Below are 17,217 nucleotides of genomic sequence, written 5' to 3'. Positions count from 1 at the left end.
GTGCGACCCATGCTCCAGTGAAATCCTCACTTCTCAGCCGACAATGGCCGGCTGCTTCACAGGCTTGGGCGACACACGCGTCCACTCGAGCCCGTCGAGTAGCATCGCAAGCTGCGTCGCACTGAGATGCACAACGCCGTCGCGGATCGGCGGCCAGGTGAAACGCCCCTGGTGCAACCACTTCGTTACCAACACCATGCCGCTGCCGTCCCACGCCAGAAGCTTCACTCTGTCCATGCGCTTGCTGCGGAACACGAAGACGTCGCCGCAATATGGGTTCGCGCGCAGTGCTTCGCTCACCAGCGCCGACAGCGTATGCACCGACTTACGAAAGTCGACCGGCTGGGCCGCCAGCACCACCTTGAGGTCTGACCGTAGAGCAATCACCGGATCCCTCGAAGCGCCGATAGCACCACCGAAAGCGTCGCCAGTTCCACCCCCGGCTCGACCCGGATGCGCGCCCCGTTCACCTCGATCTCGACCACTCCACAGACCTTGGCCGGCGGCGTGGCAATCTCCACGGGCTTCGTCTGTACCGGCGAAATACACTCGGACTTGCCAACCCTCCCGCCATCGCTCTCGGCGCCAATTTGGATAGGCACGAAGTTCTGGGCTTTGCCGGCCAGCGCCGCCGCTACCTGGCGGCGCCACACCGTGAGCAGTCCGCGAGAAACGCCATTGCGCCGCGCCACCTCGGAGATGTTCGCCCCCTCCTCAAAGCTCTCTGCCGCGATCCGGGCCTTCTCCTCGCTCGTCCACCGTCGCCGCCGGCGCTCCCCAGTGATCACCTCAACGCGGCGATAAGAGTCACCTTCCTGCCTGGCATCAAGCATGGCATTTGCCATCGCGCCACCTCCACCGATCAGCTCTTGCCAGCCTGTATCGCAGACAAGCTTCGTCACTGCGAGGTGAGGCCCTCATGCCGGTTACTTTGCAGCGAGAGAACGAGCGGCTGCGCATGGAGCGCGACATTTTAAAAAAGTCGATCGCGATCTTTGCTGGAACACGGACATGAGATTCCGCTTCATCGAAGATCGCCGCGCCGACTATCCGGTGACGCTCCTGTGCGACGTGCTCGGCGTCTCGCCGGCCGGCTATTATGCCTGGCGCTCGCGCCCGGAGAGCCGACGATCTGCTGCCAATCGTGACCTCGTCGACGACATCAGGCGGGTCCACCGCGACACCCGCGGGCGTTATGGCAGCCCGCGTATCCATGTCGAGTTGAAGGCTCAGGGCCGCGGGGCGAGCCGTGGTCGCATCGAGCGGTTGATGCGGCGTCACGGCATCAGGGCCATCATGGCGCGGCCACGCCGGGTGCGGACCACCGACAGCCGCCACGACCTGCCGATCGCCCCGAATCTGCTCGACCGCAACTTCATCGCCACTGCTCGGAACCAGATCTGGCTGGCCGATATCACCTACATCGAGACCGATCCGGGTTGGCTCTATCTGGCCGCCGTCATGGATCTGTACAGCCGCAGGATTGTCGGCTGGGCGATGGCGGATCATTTGCGCGCCGACCTGCCCTTGGCGGCTTTGCGGATGGCGATCTCGGCGCAGCGGTCAAGTGCCGGCCTGATCCACCATTCCGATCGCGGCGTTCAATATGCCTCGGCGGATTACCGCAAGCTGATGCAATCCGCCGGCCTCAGGGCGTCAATGAGCCGCAAGGGCGACTGCTATGACAATGCTCCGATGGAGAGCTTCTTTCACACGCTCAAGACGGAGCTCGTCCACCACAGGCACTATGCAACACGGGCAGAAGCCACACGGGATATCTTTGCCTATATCGAGGGCTTCTACAATCGGACTCGTCGTCACTCCGCCATCGGCTTTATCAGCCCGATCGAGATGGAGCTAAAAGCAGCTTAACCCTGTCCATTTTTTCGGGGGAAGATCAACCATAGGCGGTAGCGGACGGGTCCGGTTGGAGCCATTGAAGGCGCTCTATACGATCGCCAGCCGCATGTACCGCCCCGCAGGGAATAGAGCGCGGTCCCTATTCGATCTTGGCGATAGCTTACCTTACCGCAGATGATGGGTGCGTTCTAAAATGATCCAACATCTTCGAGCCTTGACTGAACGATTTCGACCAGGATTGCTCCGCAAGATCCAGGTGGCACCTCAGTAGGTCAGAGGGAGTTTTGGAGTCGGCAACATTTTTGAGATAAGTGGCCTGAACGTGCAGAGAGGAAGCAATCAGTTTGAGTCCATCGTTTAGTGCCGCTGCGAACAGATTTGCTGTCGATTCGATCGATGTTTGCCAGACCGGAAACATAAGTGAAATGCGCGATGCGGCTTCTGCCGATTCTCCAGTGCCATGCGCGGCGCCACCTTTATCAGAGGCTGATGCTGGCGCCAGTGCGGGCTCTGGGCGTGTCTGTCGTTCGCGTTTCTCGTCTCCGGTTGTTATCGCGGGCATTCGACATCTCCTGGCCTGAAAGGATTGCAATGCTACTCAGCTTCGATCATGAACCATCAGGAAAGTATCACAACCACCAACAGGTCGTACCTATCATATTTGGTAGCGCTTGATCACGATAAAGAAGTAGGATGATGCCGCTAAGCGTTTGTCTCCAAGGGACAATGTGAAGCTCGCCATCTGATCAAGGTGTATTTGAAGACTCTGGTTGGATCGTGTGTCACGCGCGAGCTTGGCCGCTTGCTCTAGCAACACAGGTTGAAGATCATCGAGGTCGTCTTAGCCTAGTTGCCGCTTGAAGGGCAGCACTGTTTCATTCGTGAACAGTGATGGCTCCGGTTGACCTGCCACTGGATCCAGCAGCAGTTTGGCTCTCGGGGCGTGGTGCGGCGAGACCGAATTTTGGGACTACCTGAAGCTAGAATTTGCCCTGATCACGTTGGCCGGCTGGTGGCGCGGATGTGGTTGTGCAGCAAGATTAGCGGCCGATTGCCTACCGCGCCGTGAGGCCCTTCCTCGTTTTAATTGAGGCCGTCCATAGGACTGGCCTTCGCGAGGGTTCTTATCGGCATCCTCCTTGGTTTGGTCGCCGAGTTCACTCACGGAGCTGTCGGCAAGGATGATGCTACCGTCTTTCGCTGCACGCTGGATGGATCGCAAGCGGATCGTTGCTGTAGGTTCCAGCATGGATCTTCGATCGGCGGATATGGTCCTCACCCTCAACCTGTGACAGTTCAGCCGTTTCGCAGCGTCGACGCACTTGCGGCGCTCTCTCCAATTCTCGAGCTCGCCTCGGGATCGAATGCCAGCAGCTGCCCTGGTTTCTGGCGCCATCCGGAGCCTCTCGCAACCAGGATCGGGGAGGGACTCGTGGCGCGCAAGACAGCATGTCAGGAAGACGATGCCAACGCTATTGGTAACCGCGTGGCCGGAGCTGCCGGCTGGAGCGCAGGCGGTCCTCACGAGGTGATGGCTCAGTTGATCCTCGACCATGCAGCGTTGGCACGATGCCGCCTGCAGAAAATGATCTCGAGCAAGGCGTTTCTGTTATGTGCATCAAACTTCAGCACATCAATTATTGCACATTCGCGAGAGCTGCGCGTTGCAATACGCCACCTGCTACCGGCTGACGACGCTCGGATGGTCCGACATGAAGTGATTGACATGATCCTAGTCGGTCAGCCGATGGCGGTGAACGGCCTACTCAGTCGGTGGCTCCGTAAGCGGCAAGCTGAGGCCGTCAGGCGGCGTGGTTCCATGGCATAAGCGCGTCGATTTCGCTGCTCGGCCAGCCGTTGGCGATACGCTGAAGCGTGAGGGTGAGCCAGGCGAACGGATCGACGTTGTTCATCTTCGCTGTCTGCAGCAGCGTTGCGATGGTCGCCCAGGTTCGCCCGCCGCCGTCGCTGCCAGCGAAGAGGCTATTCTTTCTCGTAATTGTTTGTGGCCTGATGGCGCGTTCGACGATGTTGGAGTCGAGCTCGATGCGACCATCGGTCAGGAAGCGCTCGAAGATGGCACGGCGCGAGACGGCATAGCGGATCGCCTCGGCCAGTTTTGATTTGCCGGAGATCCGCCGCAAGCTCTGCTGCCAGAGGTCGAAGAGATCTGCGACGACCGCTGCGGAGGCTTGCTGGCGCGCGGCAACGCGTGCGTCGGGGCTTTGACCGCGCACGGTCTTCTCGACCTGCCAGAGCTTTGCCATCCGCTCGACCGTCGTCGTTGCCACTCTCGAGCTTCCTGCAACATGCAGCTCGTAGAACTTGCGTCTGCTGTGTGACCAGCAGCCAGCCAAGGTGATGCCATCATTGCCGCGATCGGGTCGCGCCAACTTGTTATAGGCGGCATAGCCATCCACCTGCAGGATGCCGCGATAACCATTGAGATGCCGGACCGCGCATTCGCCGGAGCGGCTGTCTTCGAAGCGATAAGCCACCATCGGGGGACCGCTGCGGCCAAAGGTTCGGTCATCTCTGGCATAGGCCCATAAGTAGGCCGTCTTCGCCGATCCGGAGCCCGGAGCGAGTGTCGGCAAGGTGGTTTCGTCGGCAAAGACCCGTTCGGCCTTCTTGACCTCGCTGAAGATGTAGTCGGCTACGATCTCCAGCTCGAAGCCGAGCTTGCCCATCCATTGCGCCATCAGCTGGCGGTCGAGCCCGACCTTGTCGCGGGCGTAGATGGCCTCCTGCCGGTAGAGCGGCTGGCCATCGGCATATTTGGAGACGGCGATCTGGGCCAGAAGCGCTTCCGTCGGAATGCCTCCTTCAATGATATGGGCCGGGGCCGGCGCCTGGATTACGCCGTCCGCGTTCTTGAAGGCATACTTGGGACGGCGCGTGACGATCACACGGAACTTCGCTGGCACCACATCCAGGCGCTCCGACACGTCCTCGCCGATCAGCACCTTCTGCTTGCCGGCATGCTTAGCCAGCTCTTCCGGCTCAATGACGGTTTCGATCCGTTCCAGATGGGGTGCAAAGCCCTTGCGCCGGCGCGGTGCACGCTTGCCTTCCGCTTGCTCACGGCCCTTGCTGACCTGGGCCTTGATCGCGGCGATGCCGGTCTCGATCTCCTCGAAGACAAAGGCCCGCTGTTCATCGTCGCCGTTCACAGAGCCGAGCTTTTCCGATCGTCGGCCGAACCGGGCGCGGTCGAAGGCCTTCAGGATCTGCGTCAGCCGCTCGATGCGCGCATCGGCATCGGCGTTGCGCGCCCTGAGATCGGCGACTTCGCTCTCCAGAGCATCGGCGCGGGCCGCCTTCTCGGCCATGGCAAGCACCATGGCTTTCAACATCTCTACGTCATTCGGGAGGTTGAGATCGGGCGGCGTCATTGGCCCGACCAGAGCACATTTTGCCCCGTTTCTCTTGCCCTTTCAGCTCACTGATTCACTTCGCCGCAGCGCTTTTACCCAACAATCTCCGGCGGCTTGACCGCCACGGTCCGGACCCGCTTCCAGTCCATCCCATCCACCAGTGCCATCAACTGCGCCGGGTTGAGCTGCACCCGATGATGCCCGATCCGCGGCCAGCAGAACTTCGCCTTTTCAAGACGCTTTAAATAGAGGCACACGCCGGACCCATCCCACCATACGATCTTTATTCTGTCGGCTCTTTTGGCCCGGAAGACATAAAGCGCACCGTCGAACGGATCTGAGCCCGCATCGCGCACAAGCGCAACAAGGCCATCGATACCCTTGCGGAAGTCGACTGGATGGCTGGCGAGGAACACCTTCACACCCGAGGGAATCATGCCGAACGCACCGCCCGGATCACCCGCTGCAAGTGCGCCTCGTCGACGTCCACGCCGGCACGCACGACCACCTCGCCAATGGCAATCTCAATCACTGTGCCTGCCACAGACGCCACCACACCCTCGCAACTCGAGTGCCGCGAGCGATAATGCCGCTCGGCCCGAGCATCACGGCGCCAGGCGAACAGCTGCGACGGGTGAATGCCGATCCGGCGGGCGATCGCCGAGACGCTCGCGCCAGGCTCCAGCGCCTCTGTCACAACTTGCGCTTTGAACTCGTCCGACCAGCGTCGGCGAAGCTGCCGCGGCGTTCCCTCAAGACGGTCGGCGACCGCTTCGATCATATGGAAGGTTCTAGTTCCAGAACTAGGCGCAGACATAGAAGCTCACATCGGCTCACAAACTCAGCAGCCGATAGCCGATCGCTTACCCACTCCGCCAGACGGGGTTTCCTTGCCGCTTACGTGGCTCCCTTGTCAGAGAGAAAAGGTCCGTTGATCCTTCGATGGGATCCTCGCCCGTCCCTAGACGGCTCGAGGGCGCGAGCGAGCTCCGTCAGCGCCTGCATGCGGCCTTCTTAAGCATGCACGTATTGGCGGATTCGCAAAGTGCAGACGACTGTTTTGTCCTCTTTGTCGGGGATGCACCCTCAGACGGCTGGTTTGAGCGCTGCGAGTTGATCGTGCGGATATCCTGGGCGGCAGGCGGAGCGATCGCGTCATTTCAGCGAGGCTTCAAATTTGCTAGCGACTGGAATCAGTGTCGTCCTTCAGATAATTCAGCATGGTGTTGCAGGCGGCCTCGGCCTCGGCGAAACTTTGGAGGGGCAAGCCGAGAACCCTGATCGCGCCCCGGCCCCGGTGAAGCGGACGCCACGATGCGACGTAGCCCAACCTTCCGCGAAAGCCAGGACCGGTGGGGCGCTGGAAGCTGATCACGAACGAATATTTGTCGCTGCTTGCGCTCCATATCTCCATGTCTTCGACGGCGCGATGGAATTGCAGGGGCATCAGGGTCGGTTCGCTAGGCCAGTCCGCGAACTACGCTGCTGGGGGTCGGCGCCCGGTAGGGGCAAGCGCAGCTCTCGCCGGCAAAGTGCGTTCGGTGGTCAAGCCATGCCATCGCTTTCTTATAGTCCACGGCCGGAAGCAGGAGCATCGACGTCAAGCTCGGCGATATTGATCGAACTCCATCGGCTGATAGACCGTATGTCTGAAGGCCGGAGGCCTATGGTCTGTAACGTGGCCACTTCCGCTCCACATTCCACGGCAATTAATATGGATGTCTTGCGGAGGGCACCTTGCGGTAAATCAATAAAGAGCTGAGCAGATCCGGATCTAAGACCGTACAACAGCACAGTGGTGAGAGCGCCGAATGTGGTGCCGGCATCCCAGTTGACCCGCATCCGTGACTGCTCTGAGCTGGGAGACATGGCGCCGCCGCCAATCTCATCGAAGATGCCGGCCGCTTCCTCCTAGAACATGCCTATGATCTGAGCGACTTGGATTAAGTGATGTCGAGGAGTGGGGTCGTTAAAGCGACAAGTGCACGGCGGGCCAATCGACATCAGCGCGTTTGCTCGCCGAGGTCTCATTAGCCGGCTCGCGAATGGGCCGCCGCCGGACGCGTAGCCAGGCGGTCGCGAACAGGCCACAATGGAAATAAGTGGTGACCTTCTAGCGTAGAGCCGGCGATCTCGACCCGAAGCTGAGTGCGTCCACCGCCCGACACACTTCTGGCCAGTACGATAGGGTCTTTCGCCCCAGCGGCGATACACGCGATAGATAGAGACCTGCCACGCCGAACGTTTGCAGCAAGCTATTATCGTTGGTTTCGATAGTGGTACCATCAGGTTTTGGCGTCAACACTGACTGTCAGCGCAACAGCGGGCACGTACCAATAATCACGTTGGCATTGAGGCCGCACGACCGTCCGCACACGGTACTGGCGCTTTGGCGCGAGACCCGCCAGCTCAGGGTAGCTTTTGCCTTTGAGCAGTAGTACCCATAGCCGCCCCTCGCTTTGCGCTCAGCAGCCGGGCTTTGCTAAGGGCGCCTTCTGAAAAATCGTTCTCCAGTCTCAGCTCCCCGATTGTGGCGTGCAGCGTCTCTACATCGATCGCGCATGCGCTCGTTCTGTTGCCGGGATCAGCACCAACTACCTAGGCCCACATCCTGCTTCCATTGCGTGATCTGCTTCGCATGCACGTCGAAATGCTGAATCAGCTGGGTCAGCTCCATCCCGCCTCAAATCAGGGCTAACGCTACCTTGGCCTCGAATGACGGGTGCCGGCGCGCACGTCTGCTCATCGTCTTTCCTGATTCGCGGACAAACTTCCGACTTAGTTCGCGGCCGGCTCGATGAGCACACGCCCGTACCTGATCATCGTTTCGACCTCTGTGCGAAAAGCCTGGCGCGAGGGGTTGCGTGAATGGAACATGTGACCGCCTGGAAAAAACACGAGTCTGATCCGCGGCGCTGAGGCGTAGGCGGCCAACTGATCGAGCACCATCTTCGAGCCGAAATAGGGCATGGCAAGATCGAACAGGCCATGCCCGACCAGTACGCGCATCTTCGCGTCCGTCGCAAGGATCTGGCGCAGCTCCAAAAGCGATTGCGGGGGCTGCCGTTGAAATCCCAGGCTCGCCGACCGCGCCGTTGAGCAGTTCATAACTTCTAGTCCTCTTCGCAGGAAACCTTTGGAAGACCGTGTCCAGATTTATGATGATCCAAGGGACATGAGCTTCACGGTGGGGCTGAGGCCGTGTACCTATAAACCCCCGCGGCGTCGTGTCACTGTGACACGTCCGCTTTGCTCCGATAGCGACCAAGTTCGTGCCGCTAGCGCAATATGTCGCGATGCGCCAACAGCCGACAAAGCTTTCTTGCACCGCCAATTCTCGCAGTTGCCAAGCGACGAACTTTGGCGTTGTTGTCACGCACGCCACTATTGGGCGATGGACTTTTAGAGGCGACGGTTGGGGAAGCCAATGTGCGCGACGCATCGCTGTCACCAGTGGCGCAACATTCTTTGTGGCAGTGCTATCGAGGGGTTGTGCGACAGAGTTGCTTTGAGGGAAACTCGCGATGGCCATCGTTCTTGTTCACGGAAATCCTGAAACCGAGGCGATCTGGGACGATCTGGTCCCGCATCTGAGCGACCAAAAGATTATTCGTCTCTCTCCGCCCGGATTTGGGTCAGCTCTCCCACCCGGCTTTGACTGTTCTGTTGATGCTTATCGCAACTGGCTTGTTGGCGAACTCGGGAACTTGGCGCAACCGATTGATCTCGTGGGGCATGACTGGGGTGGGGGACATGTCATGCGCATTGCGATGGACTATCCGGGTCTAATACGATCCTGGGCGGTCGATATTCTGGGCGCGTTCCACCCCGATTACGTCTGGCACGACTTGGCGCAGGCTTGGCAGACGCCACAGGTCGGAGAGCAAGCGGTTGCGCAAATGGCAAGCATGCCGGCCGAAGCGCTAGCCCGGCGGTACGAGAGCTTGGGCATGACCGCGGCGATCGCGCGGAAGGTCGCTGCTGGTGCGAACGGCGAGATGGGCAGGGCAATCCTGGCGCTGTACAGATCGGCCGCGCAACCGATCATGCGCGATCTCGGGACTGGCTTGCCACGGGCAGCCGCCAAACCTGGCCTAGCGCTGATCGCGACAGAAGACCATTACTGCGGCGGGCAGACGCTCGCGCGCCGTTGTGCCGAGCGCGCCGGCGCAAAGGTCGCGATTTTAGAAGGGGCAGGTCATTGGTGGATGTGCCAGCAGCCAAAACAAGGTGCTGACGCGATCAACTCCTTCTTGGCAAAGCTGAACTAGGAGCCAGACTCAATTATCCAATAGGTGACGATGGCGGCGAGGTAAACGGCACCCAAGAAGTTTCTCGCAAACTTGTCGTAGCGAGTTGTAACGCGCCGGAAATCCTTGAGCCGGCAGAAGCAGCCCTTGCTAACATTGCGCCTTCTGTAGGAGCGTTTGCTGTAGCTGTCAGGCGTCACGCTGTTAGATTTGTTAGGAAATGACAGGCTCGCGCCTGGGTTGATCAGGTACCATGATGACGGCTACTGGATTGAGTAGGTTTTGTTGTTCCCCGACGTGAGCTAGTGGTTAGAGCCGTTTTGATAGACACGCCTCGCGCTCAAGGTGCGCGCCGGGACAGGAGAAACTCGATGCAATTGACCGCGGTGCGCCGCACCTTTCCTGCGCTGATCCTGTTTGCCTGCGGGATAATGTGGAGCGCGGGCGCCGACGATCGGCCGCCCGCCCAGCTCACGACGCCGGCCGGCCAGAAGGGTGACGCCGGCCAAACGCCGAGTATGCCGTCGACGCCCGAGCAGCATCGCCTCCCGCCGGACTCCAGCAGCAGGCACACGCTTGAGCTCCCTGGGCGGACGCTCTCTTTCGTCGCGACCGCCGGCTCCATCCGCCTGTTCGACGACAAGGGCGAGCCACAGGCCGACATCGTCTATACCTCCTATCAACTTGACGGCACGGATCGCGGCACGCGCCCGGTAACATTCTTCTTCAACGGCGGACCGGGCGCATCATCGGCCTGGCTGCAGCTCGGCAGTGCCGGACCGTGGCGGTTGCCGATCAATGCTGACGAGGTCACGCCATCGACATTTCCGGAGGTGAGGCCAAACGCGGAAACTTGGCTCGATTTCACCGATCTGGTGTTTCTCGACCCCGTAGGCACCGGCTACAGCCGTTTCGTGGGGACCGGGACCGGCGATGATGCGCGCAAGCGGCTCTATTCCGTTGAGGGCGACGTCAACGCGCTCGCGCTGGTGGTCCGCCGCTGGCTCGAAAAGCATGACCGGCTGTTGTCGCCGAAGTACATCGCGGGTGAAAGCTATGGTGGCATTCGCGGGCCAAAGGTTGTCGACCAGTTACAGATGCGGCAGGGCATAGGCGTCAAGGGCTTGATCATGCTCTCGCCAGTGTTCGACTCCAGCCAGTTTGCCCGCACGAGCTTGCTGCAATACGTCGCAAGGCTGCCAAGCTATGTCGCGACCCTACGTGAAGCCAAGGGTCCGGTAAAGCGAGCCGATCTCGCCGACGTGGAAGCTTATGCACGCGGCGAGTTTCTGAGCGATCTCATCAAAGGCCAGGCGGACAAGGAAGCGACCACGCGTCTGGCCGACAAGACCGCGGCGCTGACCGGCATCGACCAGGCGGTGAGTCGCAGGCTCGCGGGCCGTTTCGACCTTGCCGAGTTCCGCCGTGAGTTCGATCGTAAGAACGGCAAGTTAATCGGCAATTATGACGCCTCGGTGCGCGGCCTCGATCCGTATCCGGACTCCGATTTCCGCCTTTCCGGCGATCCCTCGAGCGATACGCTGCTGGCGCCTCTGACCAGCGCCACTGTCGACCTCCTTACGCGCAAGCTTAACTGGCGGCCGGACGGCTCGTATGAGCTGCTCAACCGCACGGTCGCGCAGGCTTGGGATTTCGGCCGCAGCCCTCCGGAGTCGGTTTCGGAGCTGCGCCAGATCCTGGCAACGGACCGGAAGTTGAAATTGCTGGTCGGGCATGGCCTGTTTGACCTCGTCACGCCTTATCTCGAATCACAGATCGTGCTCGATCAATTGCCGCCATTTGCCTCGTCACCTCGCGTCAAGCTTGTAGTCTTTCCCGGCGGCCATATGTTCTATTCACGAGACGCCTCGCGCCAGGCTTTTCGTGCAGAGGTCGAAGTGATGATGAAGTAACGCCGACGACTTGGTCACAAGCAAGCTCACCTTCGCACAAGCATTTATAATCTCTCAACGAGTGCCGATGAAATCCTCGCGCCCGCTTCCGATCGGTGCCAGACCGGCTAGGACAATCGTGAGTCGAGAGGATTAAGCGGGAGCTTGTTTGTTGGGCAAGTTTAGACTTAACTGATCCAATAGTCGACCATAGGGGTGAGCTACGCGCTCGCCGACCAAGAATGGATTGCCATCAAGCCCATGCTGCCGGATGGCGTTTCCTCGGGTGAATGACCTTCGTGTCATCAATGGCATCTTCTGGGTCTTGCGCTCCGGAGCGCCTTGGCGTGATCTTCCCGAAATGTTTGGTCCGTACACCACATGCTAGAACCGCTTCGTTCGCTGGCGGCGGGCGGGTGTGGGTGGCCGGATCATGGACGCTCTTGCCGCTGCCCTTGATGCCGCTGTCCAGATGATCGCACCGTAAGCGGCAAGCTGAGGCCGTCAGGCGGCGTGGTTCCATGGCATAAGCGCGTCGATTTCGCTGCTCGGCCAGCCGTTGGCGATACGCTGAAGCGTGAGGGTGAGCCAGGCGAACGGATCGACGTTGTTCATCTTCGCTGTCTGCAGCAGCGTTGCGATGGTCGCCCAGGTTCGCCCGCCGCCGTCGCTGCCAGCGAAGAGGCTATTCTTTCTCGTAATTGTTTGTGGCCTGATGGCGCGTTCGACGATGTTGGAGTCGAGCTCGATGCGACCATCGGTCAGGAAGCGCTCGAAGATGGCACGGCGCGAGACGGCATAGCGGATCGCCTCGGCCAGTTTTGATTTGCCGGAGATCCGCCGCAAGCTCTGCTGCCAGAGGTCGAAGAGATCTGCGACGACCGCTGCGGAGGCTTGCTGGCGCGCGGCAACGCGTGCGTCGGGGCTTTGACCGCGCACGGTCTTCTCGACCTGCCAGAGCTTTGCCATCCGCTCGACCGTCGTCGTTGCCACTCTCGAGCTTCCTGCAACATGCAGCTCGTAGAACTTGCGTCTGCTGTGTGACCAGCAGCCAGCCAAGGTGATGCCATCATTGCCGCGATCGGGTCGCGCCAACTTGTTATAGGCGGCATAGCCATCCACCTGCAGGATGCCGCGATAACCATTGAGATGCCGGACCGCGCATTCGCCGGAGCGGCTGTCTTCGAAGCGATAAGCCACCATCGGGGGACCGCTGCGGCCAAAGGTTCGGTCATCTCTGGCATAGGCCCATAAGTAGGCCGTCTTCGCCGATCCGGAGCCCGGAGCGAGTGTCGGCAAGGTGGTTTCGTCGGCAAAGACCCGTTCGGCCTTCTTGACCTCGCTGAAGATGTAGTCGGCTACGATCTCCAGCTCGAAGCCGAGCTTGCCCATCCATTGCGCCATCAGCTGGCGGTCGAGCCCGACCTTGTCGCGGGCGTAGATGGCCTCCTGCCGGTAGAGCGGCTGGCCATCGGCATATTTGGAGACGGCGATCTGGGCCAGAAGCGCTTCCGTCGGAATGCCTCCTTCAATGATATGGGCCGGGGCCGGCGCCTGGATTACGCCGTCCGCGTTCTTGAAGGCATACTTGGGACGGCGCGTGACGATCACACGGAACTTCGCTGGCACCACATCCAGGCGCTCCGACACGTCCTCGCCGATCAGCACCTTCTGCTTGCCGGCATGCTTAGCCAGCTCTTCCGGCTCAATGACGGTTTCGATCCGTTCCAGATGGGGTGCAAAGCCCTTGCGCCGGCGCGGTGCACGCTTGCCTTCCGCTTGCTCACGGCCCTTGCTGACCTGGGCCTTGATCGCGGCGATGCCGGTCTCGATCTCCTCGAAGACAAAGGCCCGCTGTTCATCGTCGCCGTTCACAGAGCCGAGCTTTTCCGATCGTCGGCCGAACCGGGCGCGGTCGAAGGCCTTCAGGATCTGCGTCAGCCGCTCGATGCGCGCATCGGCATCGGCGTTGCGCGCCCTGAGATCGGCGACTTCGCTCTCCAGAGCATCGGCGCGGGCCGCCTTCTCGGCCATGGCAAGCACCATGGCTTTCAACATCTCTACGTCATTCGGGAGGTTGAGATCGGGCGGCGTCATTGGCCCGACCAGAGCACATTTTGCCCCGTTTCTCTTGCCCTTTCAGCTCACTGATTCACTTCGCCGCAGCGCTTTTACCCAACAATCTCCGGCGGCTTGACCGCCACGGTCCGGACCCGCTTCCAGTCCATCCCATCCACCAGTGCCATCAACTGCGCCGGGTTGAGCTGCACCCGATGATGCCCGATCCGCGGCCAGCAGAACTTCGCCTTTTCAAGACGCTTTAAATAGAGGCACACGCCGGACCCATCCCACCATACGATCTTTATTCTGTCGGCTCTTTTGGCCCGGAAGACATAAAGCGCACCGTCGAACGGATCTGAGCCCGCATCGCGCACAAGCGCAACAAGGCCATCGATACCCTTGCGGAAGTCGACTGGATGGCTGGCGAGGAACACCTTCACACCCGAGGGAATCATGCCGAACGCACCGCCCGGATCACCCGCTGCAAGTGCGCCTCGTCGACGTCCACGCCGGCACGCACGACCACCTCGCCAATGGCAATCTCAATCACTGTGCCTGCCACAGACGCCACCACACCCTCGCAACTCGAGTGCCGCGAGCGATAATGCCGCTCGGCCCGAGCATCACGGCGCCAGGCGAACAGCTGCGACGGGTGAATGCCGATCCGGCGGGCGATCGCCGAGACGCTCGCGCCAGGCTCCAGCGCCTCTGTCACAACTTGCGCTTTGAACTCGTCCGACCAGCGTCGGCGAAGCTGCCGCGGCGTTCCCTCAAGACGGTCGGCGACCGCTTCGATCATATGGAAGGTTCTAGTTCCAGAACTAGGCGCAGACATAGAAGCTCACATCGGCTCACAAACTCAGCAGCCGATAGCCGATCGCTTACCCACTCCGCCAGACGGGGTTTCCTTGCCGCTTACATCGCACCTCATTGTTCGCGTACATCAGCATGGCGCCTGTATCACAAGGAACCAGCGCCAGTTGGTGGGAAAAGTCACGCGACGGCTTGACGAGCAAAATCCAGGCGGTGGTCGATAGCATGGTCTGCTGAGACGGCAGAAAGGTGCTGCGGGAGCGCCATCGGTCCTTTCAAAGGAGCGGTTCAGGAATCGCAAACACCCACGGGCAAGCCGGCCGCTGGAAGTGTGCAAACACTCCTTCCGGTCGCACAGGCCGCAACGCGCCCCCTCGATCAGGCAAGCCGGTCGAAGTGGGGCAGAGCCTCCATAGGTAAACCTTCGTATAGCAGGTCCCCTCTTTTCGATACCGGTCGCCCACCTCCGTACAATTGAACATGCCATCGACCACCTTCAGCTATCGGAGGCCGTAGAGTATAGATGGCAAATGCCTCCGCCATCGCCGAATGGATTGTTTGCGCGATGCAAAGCTGCAGCCGCGAAGTGCTTTTTATAATAGGTGGCCGCAGCGTATACCTATGCTCGGCAGCTCGGCCTATCTCTCCTGAGATGGTCAGCGCCTTGTCACCGTGCACCAGTACTTGGTAGCAGCGGGTATTCCCCGTCAACGAGTATCCGGCTCATCGGAACAATACCGAGAGGTTTGAAATACATTGTTAAATGTAACTGGATCGGATGTTCCCGGGCCGCGCACGCCAGAGGCAAAGGATCGAGAGCTAGGTTTAGATTTCGCGAAAGGAGTGCTCATTATTTTGGTGATCGTCGGTCACCTGATCCAATATGTCGTCTACCGAGATGGAGGCTTCTGGGAGTCGCCATGTTTCAAATGGATCTACATGTTCCACATGCCACTGTTTATGGCGATCAGTGGATATCTTTCTTGGCGAGCGCTCTTGCGAAAGTCGTTCACTCGAGCCATCGGTGATCGTGCGGTGCAGCTCTTGTTGCCCATGCTGTTTTGGTACGCTCTCCTGGAGGCAGCAAAGTTGGCCATATTAAGTTCGTCCGCCAGCGAACCAGCCAGCGTTTTGCAGTGTCTAAAGGATTCCGCCGGCACATACTGGTTCATTTGGGCTGCTTTTGTTTCTTTCCTTCTCGTCAAGATTCTTTTGATTTTCAATCGTTGGTCGCCCTGGATCTTATTCGTATCAGTCATACTAGTCGCACTTGCACCTGTGACATTTTCCATATTGCCTCTTATAAAGTATACGTTCCCGTTTTTCTGCCTAGGATTCTCTTTTGCTCAGTCGAGAGAATGGTGGACGGGCATAACGCGATCTCACAAGCCGCTCTTAATCATGTTTCTCTCCATAGCGGCTTTGGTGTGCTTTCTAACTTGGCGCAAAGACACTTACATCTACAACAATCTCGCCCTAGTGCACGATATGCAGTCGGCACAAAACGTACTTCTGATGCTTGTCGGCTCCGCAGCGGCCTCAGCGATTGTCATCGTGCTCATCTGAACCTCCTCCGAATTGATGGACACCTGTAGTAGGCTCGAAGAGCCAGGAGGTGTCGGATGGAAGGACGTCAACGTCGGTCGTTTACGGACGACTACAAGCGGCAAGCGGTTGATCTCGTAGCGTCGAGCGGGCGCTCGATCGGATCTGTTGCCAAGGAGCTTGGGCTGCGCGATTCCGTGCTGCGGCGGTGGATGGAGCAGCGAGGGGCTCGGCTGGAGCCGACGGCGGCGACGCGGCGCCCCACAACGCAGGCGACGCTGCCGTCGGCGGACCACGCGGCAGAGATCGCGCGTTTGCAGCGAGAGAACGAGCGGCTGCGCATGGAGCGCGACATTTTAAAAAAGTCGATCGCGATCTTTGCTGGAACACGGACATGAGATTCCGCTTCATCGAAGATCGCCGCGCCGACTATCCGGTGACGCTCCTGTGCGACGTGCTCGGCGTCTCGCCGGCCGGCTATTATGCCTGGCGCTCGCGCCCGGAGAGCCGACGATCTGCTGCCAATCGTGACCTCGTCGACGACATCAGGCGGGTCCACCGCGACACCCGCGGGCGTTATGGCAGCCCGCGTATCCATGTCGAGTTGAAGGCTCAGGGCCGCGGGGCGAGCCGTGGTCGCATCGAGCGGTTGATGCGGCGTCACGGCATCAGGGCCATCATGGCGCGGCCACGCCGGGTGCGGACCACCGACAGCCGCCACGACCTGCCGATCGCCCCGAATCTGCTCGACCGCAACTTCATCGCCACTGCTCGGAACCAGATCTGGCTGGCCGATATCACCTACATCGAGACCGATCCGGGTTGGCTCTATCTGGCCGCCGTCATGGATCTGTACAGCCGCAGGATTGTCGGCTGGGCGATGGCGGATCATTTGCGCGCCGACCTGCCCTTGGCGGCTTTGCGGATGGCGATCTCGGCGCAGCGGTCAAGTGCCGGCCTGATCCACCATTCCGATCGCGGCGTTCAATATGCCTCGGCGGATTACCGCAAGCTGATGCAATCCGCCGGCCTCAGGGCGTCAATGAGCCGCAAGGGCGACTGCTATGACAATGCTCCGATGGAGAGCTTCTTTCACACGCTCAAGACGGAGCTCGTCCACCACAGGCACTATGCAACACGGGCAGAAGCCACACGGGATATCTTTGCCTATATCGAGGGCTTCTACAATCGGACTCGTCGTCACTCCGCCATCGGCTTTATCAGCCCGATCGAGATGGAGCTAAAAGCAGCTTAACCCTGTCCATTTTTTCGGGGGAAGATCAGTGGAAACCGACAGTTGGACACATTCATGCGACGAGCCACGGAGGGGGTTGAATCGCACGTAGCGTTACGTTGTACGATCTCAATAGGCGGGAATGGTCCTCGACTTGCAAAGCTTTCCAACGACTACGAATGTCT

General features: G+C 60.0%; 15 protein-coding genes and 5 pseudogenes. 8 read left to right on the top strand and 12 right to left on the bottom strand.

Going from position 1 to position 17,217, the window contains the following annotated elements; all coding sequences use genetic code 11:
- Positions 1-33 precede the first annotated feature (33 nt).
- Both tnpB (ACH79_RS39615) and ACH79_RS39610 read right to left on the bottom strand, forming a co-directional pair.
- Positions 34-387, bottom strand: coding sequence for an IS66 family insertion sequence element accessory protein TnpB (gene tnpB / locus ACH79_RS39615; protein WP_069279868.1), 354 nt, complete (start codon positions 385-387; stop codon positions 34-36).
- Positions 384-845 (bottom strand): transposase, encoded by a 462-nt coding sequence (locus ACH79_RS39610; protein ID WP_141343522.1) that lies wholly within the window; start codon positions 843-845, stop codon positions 384-386. The genes tnpB (ACH79_RS39615) and ACH79_RS39610 overlap by 4 nt, the downstream gene beginning before the upstream one ends.
- An 86-nt stretch (positions 846-931) precedes the next feature.
- Here ACH79_RS39610 and ACH79_RS39605 point away from each other — a divergent pair.
- A pseudogene (locus ACH79_RS39605) lies at positions 932-1,872 on the top strand (IS3 family transposase); the annotation flags it as partial.
- Between the two features lie 148 nt (positions 1,873-2,020).
- On the opposite strand, the gene ACH79_RS39600 reads toward ACH79_RS39605, so the two are convergent.
- Positions 2,021-2,422: a hypothetical protein gene (locus ACH79_RS39600; protein WP_161855626.1), complete on the bottom strand. Its 402-nt coding sequence runs from the start codon at positions 2,420-2,422 to the stop codon at positions 2,021-2,023.
- An 870-nt stretch (positions 2,423-3,292) separates the two neighbouring features.
- Here ACH79_RS39600 and ACH79_RS39595 point away from each other — a divergent pair.
- Positions 3,293-3,688: a hypothetical protein gene (locus tag ACH79_RS39595; protein WP_161855625.1), complete on the top strand. Its 396-nt coding sequence runs from the start codon at positions 3,293-3,295 to the stop codon at positions 3,686-3,688.
- On the opposite strand, the gene ACH79_RS39590 is transcribed toward ACH79_RS39595, so the two are convergent.
- The 6 genes and pseudogenes from ACH79_RS39590 to ACH79_RS39570 all read right to left on the bottom strand — a co-directional run bounded on the left by ACH79_RS39590 (position 3,663) and on the right by ACH79_RS39570 (position 8,282).
- Positions 3,663-5,255, bottom strand: a complete 1,593-nt coding sequence (locus ACH79_RS39590) for an IS66 family transposase (RefSeq protein WP_161851783.1) — start codon at positions 5,253-5,255, stop codon at positions 3,663-3,665. The two genes, ACH79_RS39595 and ACH79_RS39590, sit on opposite strands and share 26 nt — an antisense overlap.
- 74 nt (positions 5,256-5,329) lie before the next feature.
- The gene (gene tnpB, locus ACH79_RS39585; RefSeq protein ID WP_071916490.1) at positions 5,330-5,674 is read right to left on the bottom strand and encodes an IS66 family insertion sequence element accessory protein TnpB; all 345 of its coding nucleotides are present in this window, start codon (positions 5,672-5,674) and stop codon (positions 5,330-5,332) included.
- Entirely contained in the window at positions 5,671-6,018 is a 348-nt protein-coding gene (locus ACH79_RS39580) for a transposase (RefSeq protein WP_246738322.1), read from the bottom strand. The genes tnpB (ACH79_RS39585) and ACH79_RS39580 overlap by 4 nt, the downstream gene beginning before the upstream one ends.
- 399 nt (positions 6,019-6,417) lie before the next feature.
- Positions 6,418-6,684, bottom strand: a complete 267-nt coding sequence (locus tag ACH79_RS39575; RefSeq protein WP_057856018.1) for a hypothetical protein — start codon at positions 6,682-6,684, stop codon at positions 6,418-6,420.
- A 1,025-nt stretch (positions 6,685-7,709) separates the two neighbouring features.
- Positions 7,710-7,983: pseudogene (locus tag ACH79_RS44640) on the bottom strand (IS3 family transposase); the annotation flags it as partial.
- 32 nt (positions 7,984-8,015) lie between these two features.
- Positions 8,016-8,282, bottom strand: coding sequence for a hypothetical protein (locus tag ACH79_RS39570; protein ID WP_057856019.1), 267 nt, complete (start codon positions 8,280-8,282; stop codon positions 8,016-8,018).
- 479 nt (positions 8,283-8,761) lie between these two features.
- Between ACH79_RS39570 and ACH79_RS39565 the strand changes: the two genes are divergently transcribed.
- The 3 genes and pseudogenes from ACH79_RS39565 to ACH79_RS45375 form a co-directional block, all read left to right on the top strand.
- On the top strand, positions 8,762-9,508 hold the full coding sequence (locus tag ACH79_RS39565; protein ID WP_202639128.1) for an alpha/beta fold hydrolase: 747 nt from the start codon (positions 8,762-8,764) through the stop codon (positions 9,506-9,508).
- A gap of 350 nt (positions 9,509-9,858) precedes the next feature.
- Positions 9,859-11,400 (top strand): S10 family peptidase, encoded by a 1,542-nt coding sequence (locus ACH79_RS39555; RefSeq protein WP_371419333.1) that lies wholly within the window; start codon positions 9,859-9,861, stop codon positions 11,398-11,400.
- A 240-nt stretch (positions 11,401-11,640) separates the two neighbouring features.
- Positions 11,641-11,857 (top strand): annotated as a pseudogene (locus ACH79_RS45375) (transposase); the annotation flags it as partial.
- 26 nt (positions 11,858-11,883) lie between these two features.
- Here ACH79_RS45375 and ACH79_RS39545 read toward each other — a convergent pair.
- The 3 genes from ACH79_RS39545 to ACH79_RS39535 form a co-directional block, all read right to left on the bottom strand.
- Positions 11,884-13,476 carry an IS66 family transposase gene (locus ACH79_RS39545; protein ID WP_161851783.1) on the bottom strand — a complete coding sequence of 531 codons (1,593 nt, stop codon included), beginning with the start codon at positions 13,474-13,476 and terminating at the stop codon, positions 11,884-11,886.
- Positions 13,477-13,550: 74 nt separating this feature from the next.
- Entirely contained in the window at positions 13,551-13,895 is a 345-nt protein-coding gene (tnpB, locus tag ACH79_RS39540; RefSeq protein ID WP_071916490.1) for an IS66 family insertion sequence element accessory protein TnpB, read from the bottom strand.
- Positions 13,892-14,239, bottom strand: a complete 348-nt coding sequence (locus tag ACH79_RS39535) for a transposase (RefSeq protein WP_246738322.1) — start codon at positions 14,237-14,239, stop codon at positions 13,892-13,894. The genes tnpB (ACH79_RS39540) and ACH79_RS39535 overlap by 4 nt, the downstream gene beginning before the upstream one ends.
- Before the next feature lie 130 nt (positions 14,240-14,369).
- Here ACH79_RS39535 and ACH79_RS43445 point away from each other — a divergent pair.
- The 3 genes and pseudogenes from ACH79_RS43445 to ACH79_RS39525 form a co-directional block, all read left to right on the top strand.
- Positions 14,370-14,478, top strand: a pseudogene (locus ACH79_RS43445) (IS5/IS1182 family transposase); the annotation flags it as partial.
- Positions 14,479-15,009: 531 nt separating this feature from the next.
- A pseudogene (gene nolL / locus ACH79_RS39530) lies at positions 15,010-15,816 on the top strand (nodulation factor fucose acetyltransferase NolL); the annotation flags it as partial.
- 59 nt (positions 15,817-15,875) lie between these two features.
- Positions 15,876-17,053 (top strand): IS3 family transposase gene (locus ACH79_RS39525; RefSeq protein ID WP_246738128.1). Its coding sequence is split into 2 segments (ribosomal slippage): positions 15,876-16,173 and positions 16,173-17,053, totalling 1,179 coding nucleotides; the frame shifts between segments, so codons are not numbered across the junction.
- Positions 17,054-17,217 lie beyond the last annotated feature (164 nt).

Origin of the sequence: Bradyrhizobium sp. CCBAU 051011 (assembly GCF_009930815.1) — a bacterium.
Lineage (GTDB): Bacteria > Pseudomonadota > Alphaproteobacteria > Rhizobiales > Xanthobacteraceae > Bradyrhizobium.
Note: the sequence above shows the minus strand (reverse complement) of the source record. Positions and strands in the feature narration are given on the sequence as shown.

Coding starts and splice junctions, on each gene's coding strand:
- ACH79_RS39610 (WP_141343522.1), bottom strand. CDS start 845: ATGGCAAATGCCATGCTTGATGCCAGGCAGGAAGGTGACTCTTATCGC.
- ACH79_RS39600 (WP_161855626.1), bottom strand. CDS start 2,422: ATGCCCGCGATAACAACCGGAGACGAGAAACGCGAACGACAGACACGC.
- ACH79_RS39590 (WP_161851783.1), bottom strand. CDS start 5,255: ATGACGCCGCCCGATCTCAACCTCCCGAATGACGTAGAGATGTTGAAA.
- tnpB (WP_071916490.1), bottom strand. CDS start 5,674: ATGATTCCCTCGGGTGTGAAGGTGTTCCTCGCCAGCCATCCAGTCGAC.
- ACH79_RS39580 (WP_246738322.1), bottom strand. CDS start 6,018: ATGATCGAAGCGGTCGCCGACCGTCTTGAGGGAACGCCGCGGCAGCTT.
- ACH79_RS39575 (WP_057856018.1), bottom strand. CDS start 6,684: ATGCCCCTGCAATTCCATCGCGCCGTCGAAGACATGGAGATATGGAGC.
- ACH79_RS39565 (WP_202639128.1), top strand. CDS start 8,762: ATGGCCATCGTTCTTGTTCACGGAAATCCTGAAACCGAGGCGATCTGG.
- ACH79_RS39555 (WP_371419333.1), top strand. CDS start 9,859: ATGCAATTGACCGCGGTGCGCCGCACCTTTCCTGCGCTGATCCTGTTT.
- ACH79_RS39545 (WP_161851783.1), bottom strand. CDS start 13,476: ATGACGCCGCCCGATCTCAACCTCCCGAATGACGTAGAGATGTTGAAA.
- tnpB (WP_071916490.1), bottom strand. CDS start 13,895: ATGATTCCCTCGGGTGTGAAGGTGTTCCTCGCCAGCCATCCAGTCGAC.
- ACH79_RS39535 (WP_246738322.1), bottom strand. CDS start 14,239: ATGATCGAAGCGGTCGCCGACCGTCTTGAGGGAACGCCGCGGCAGCTT.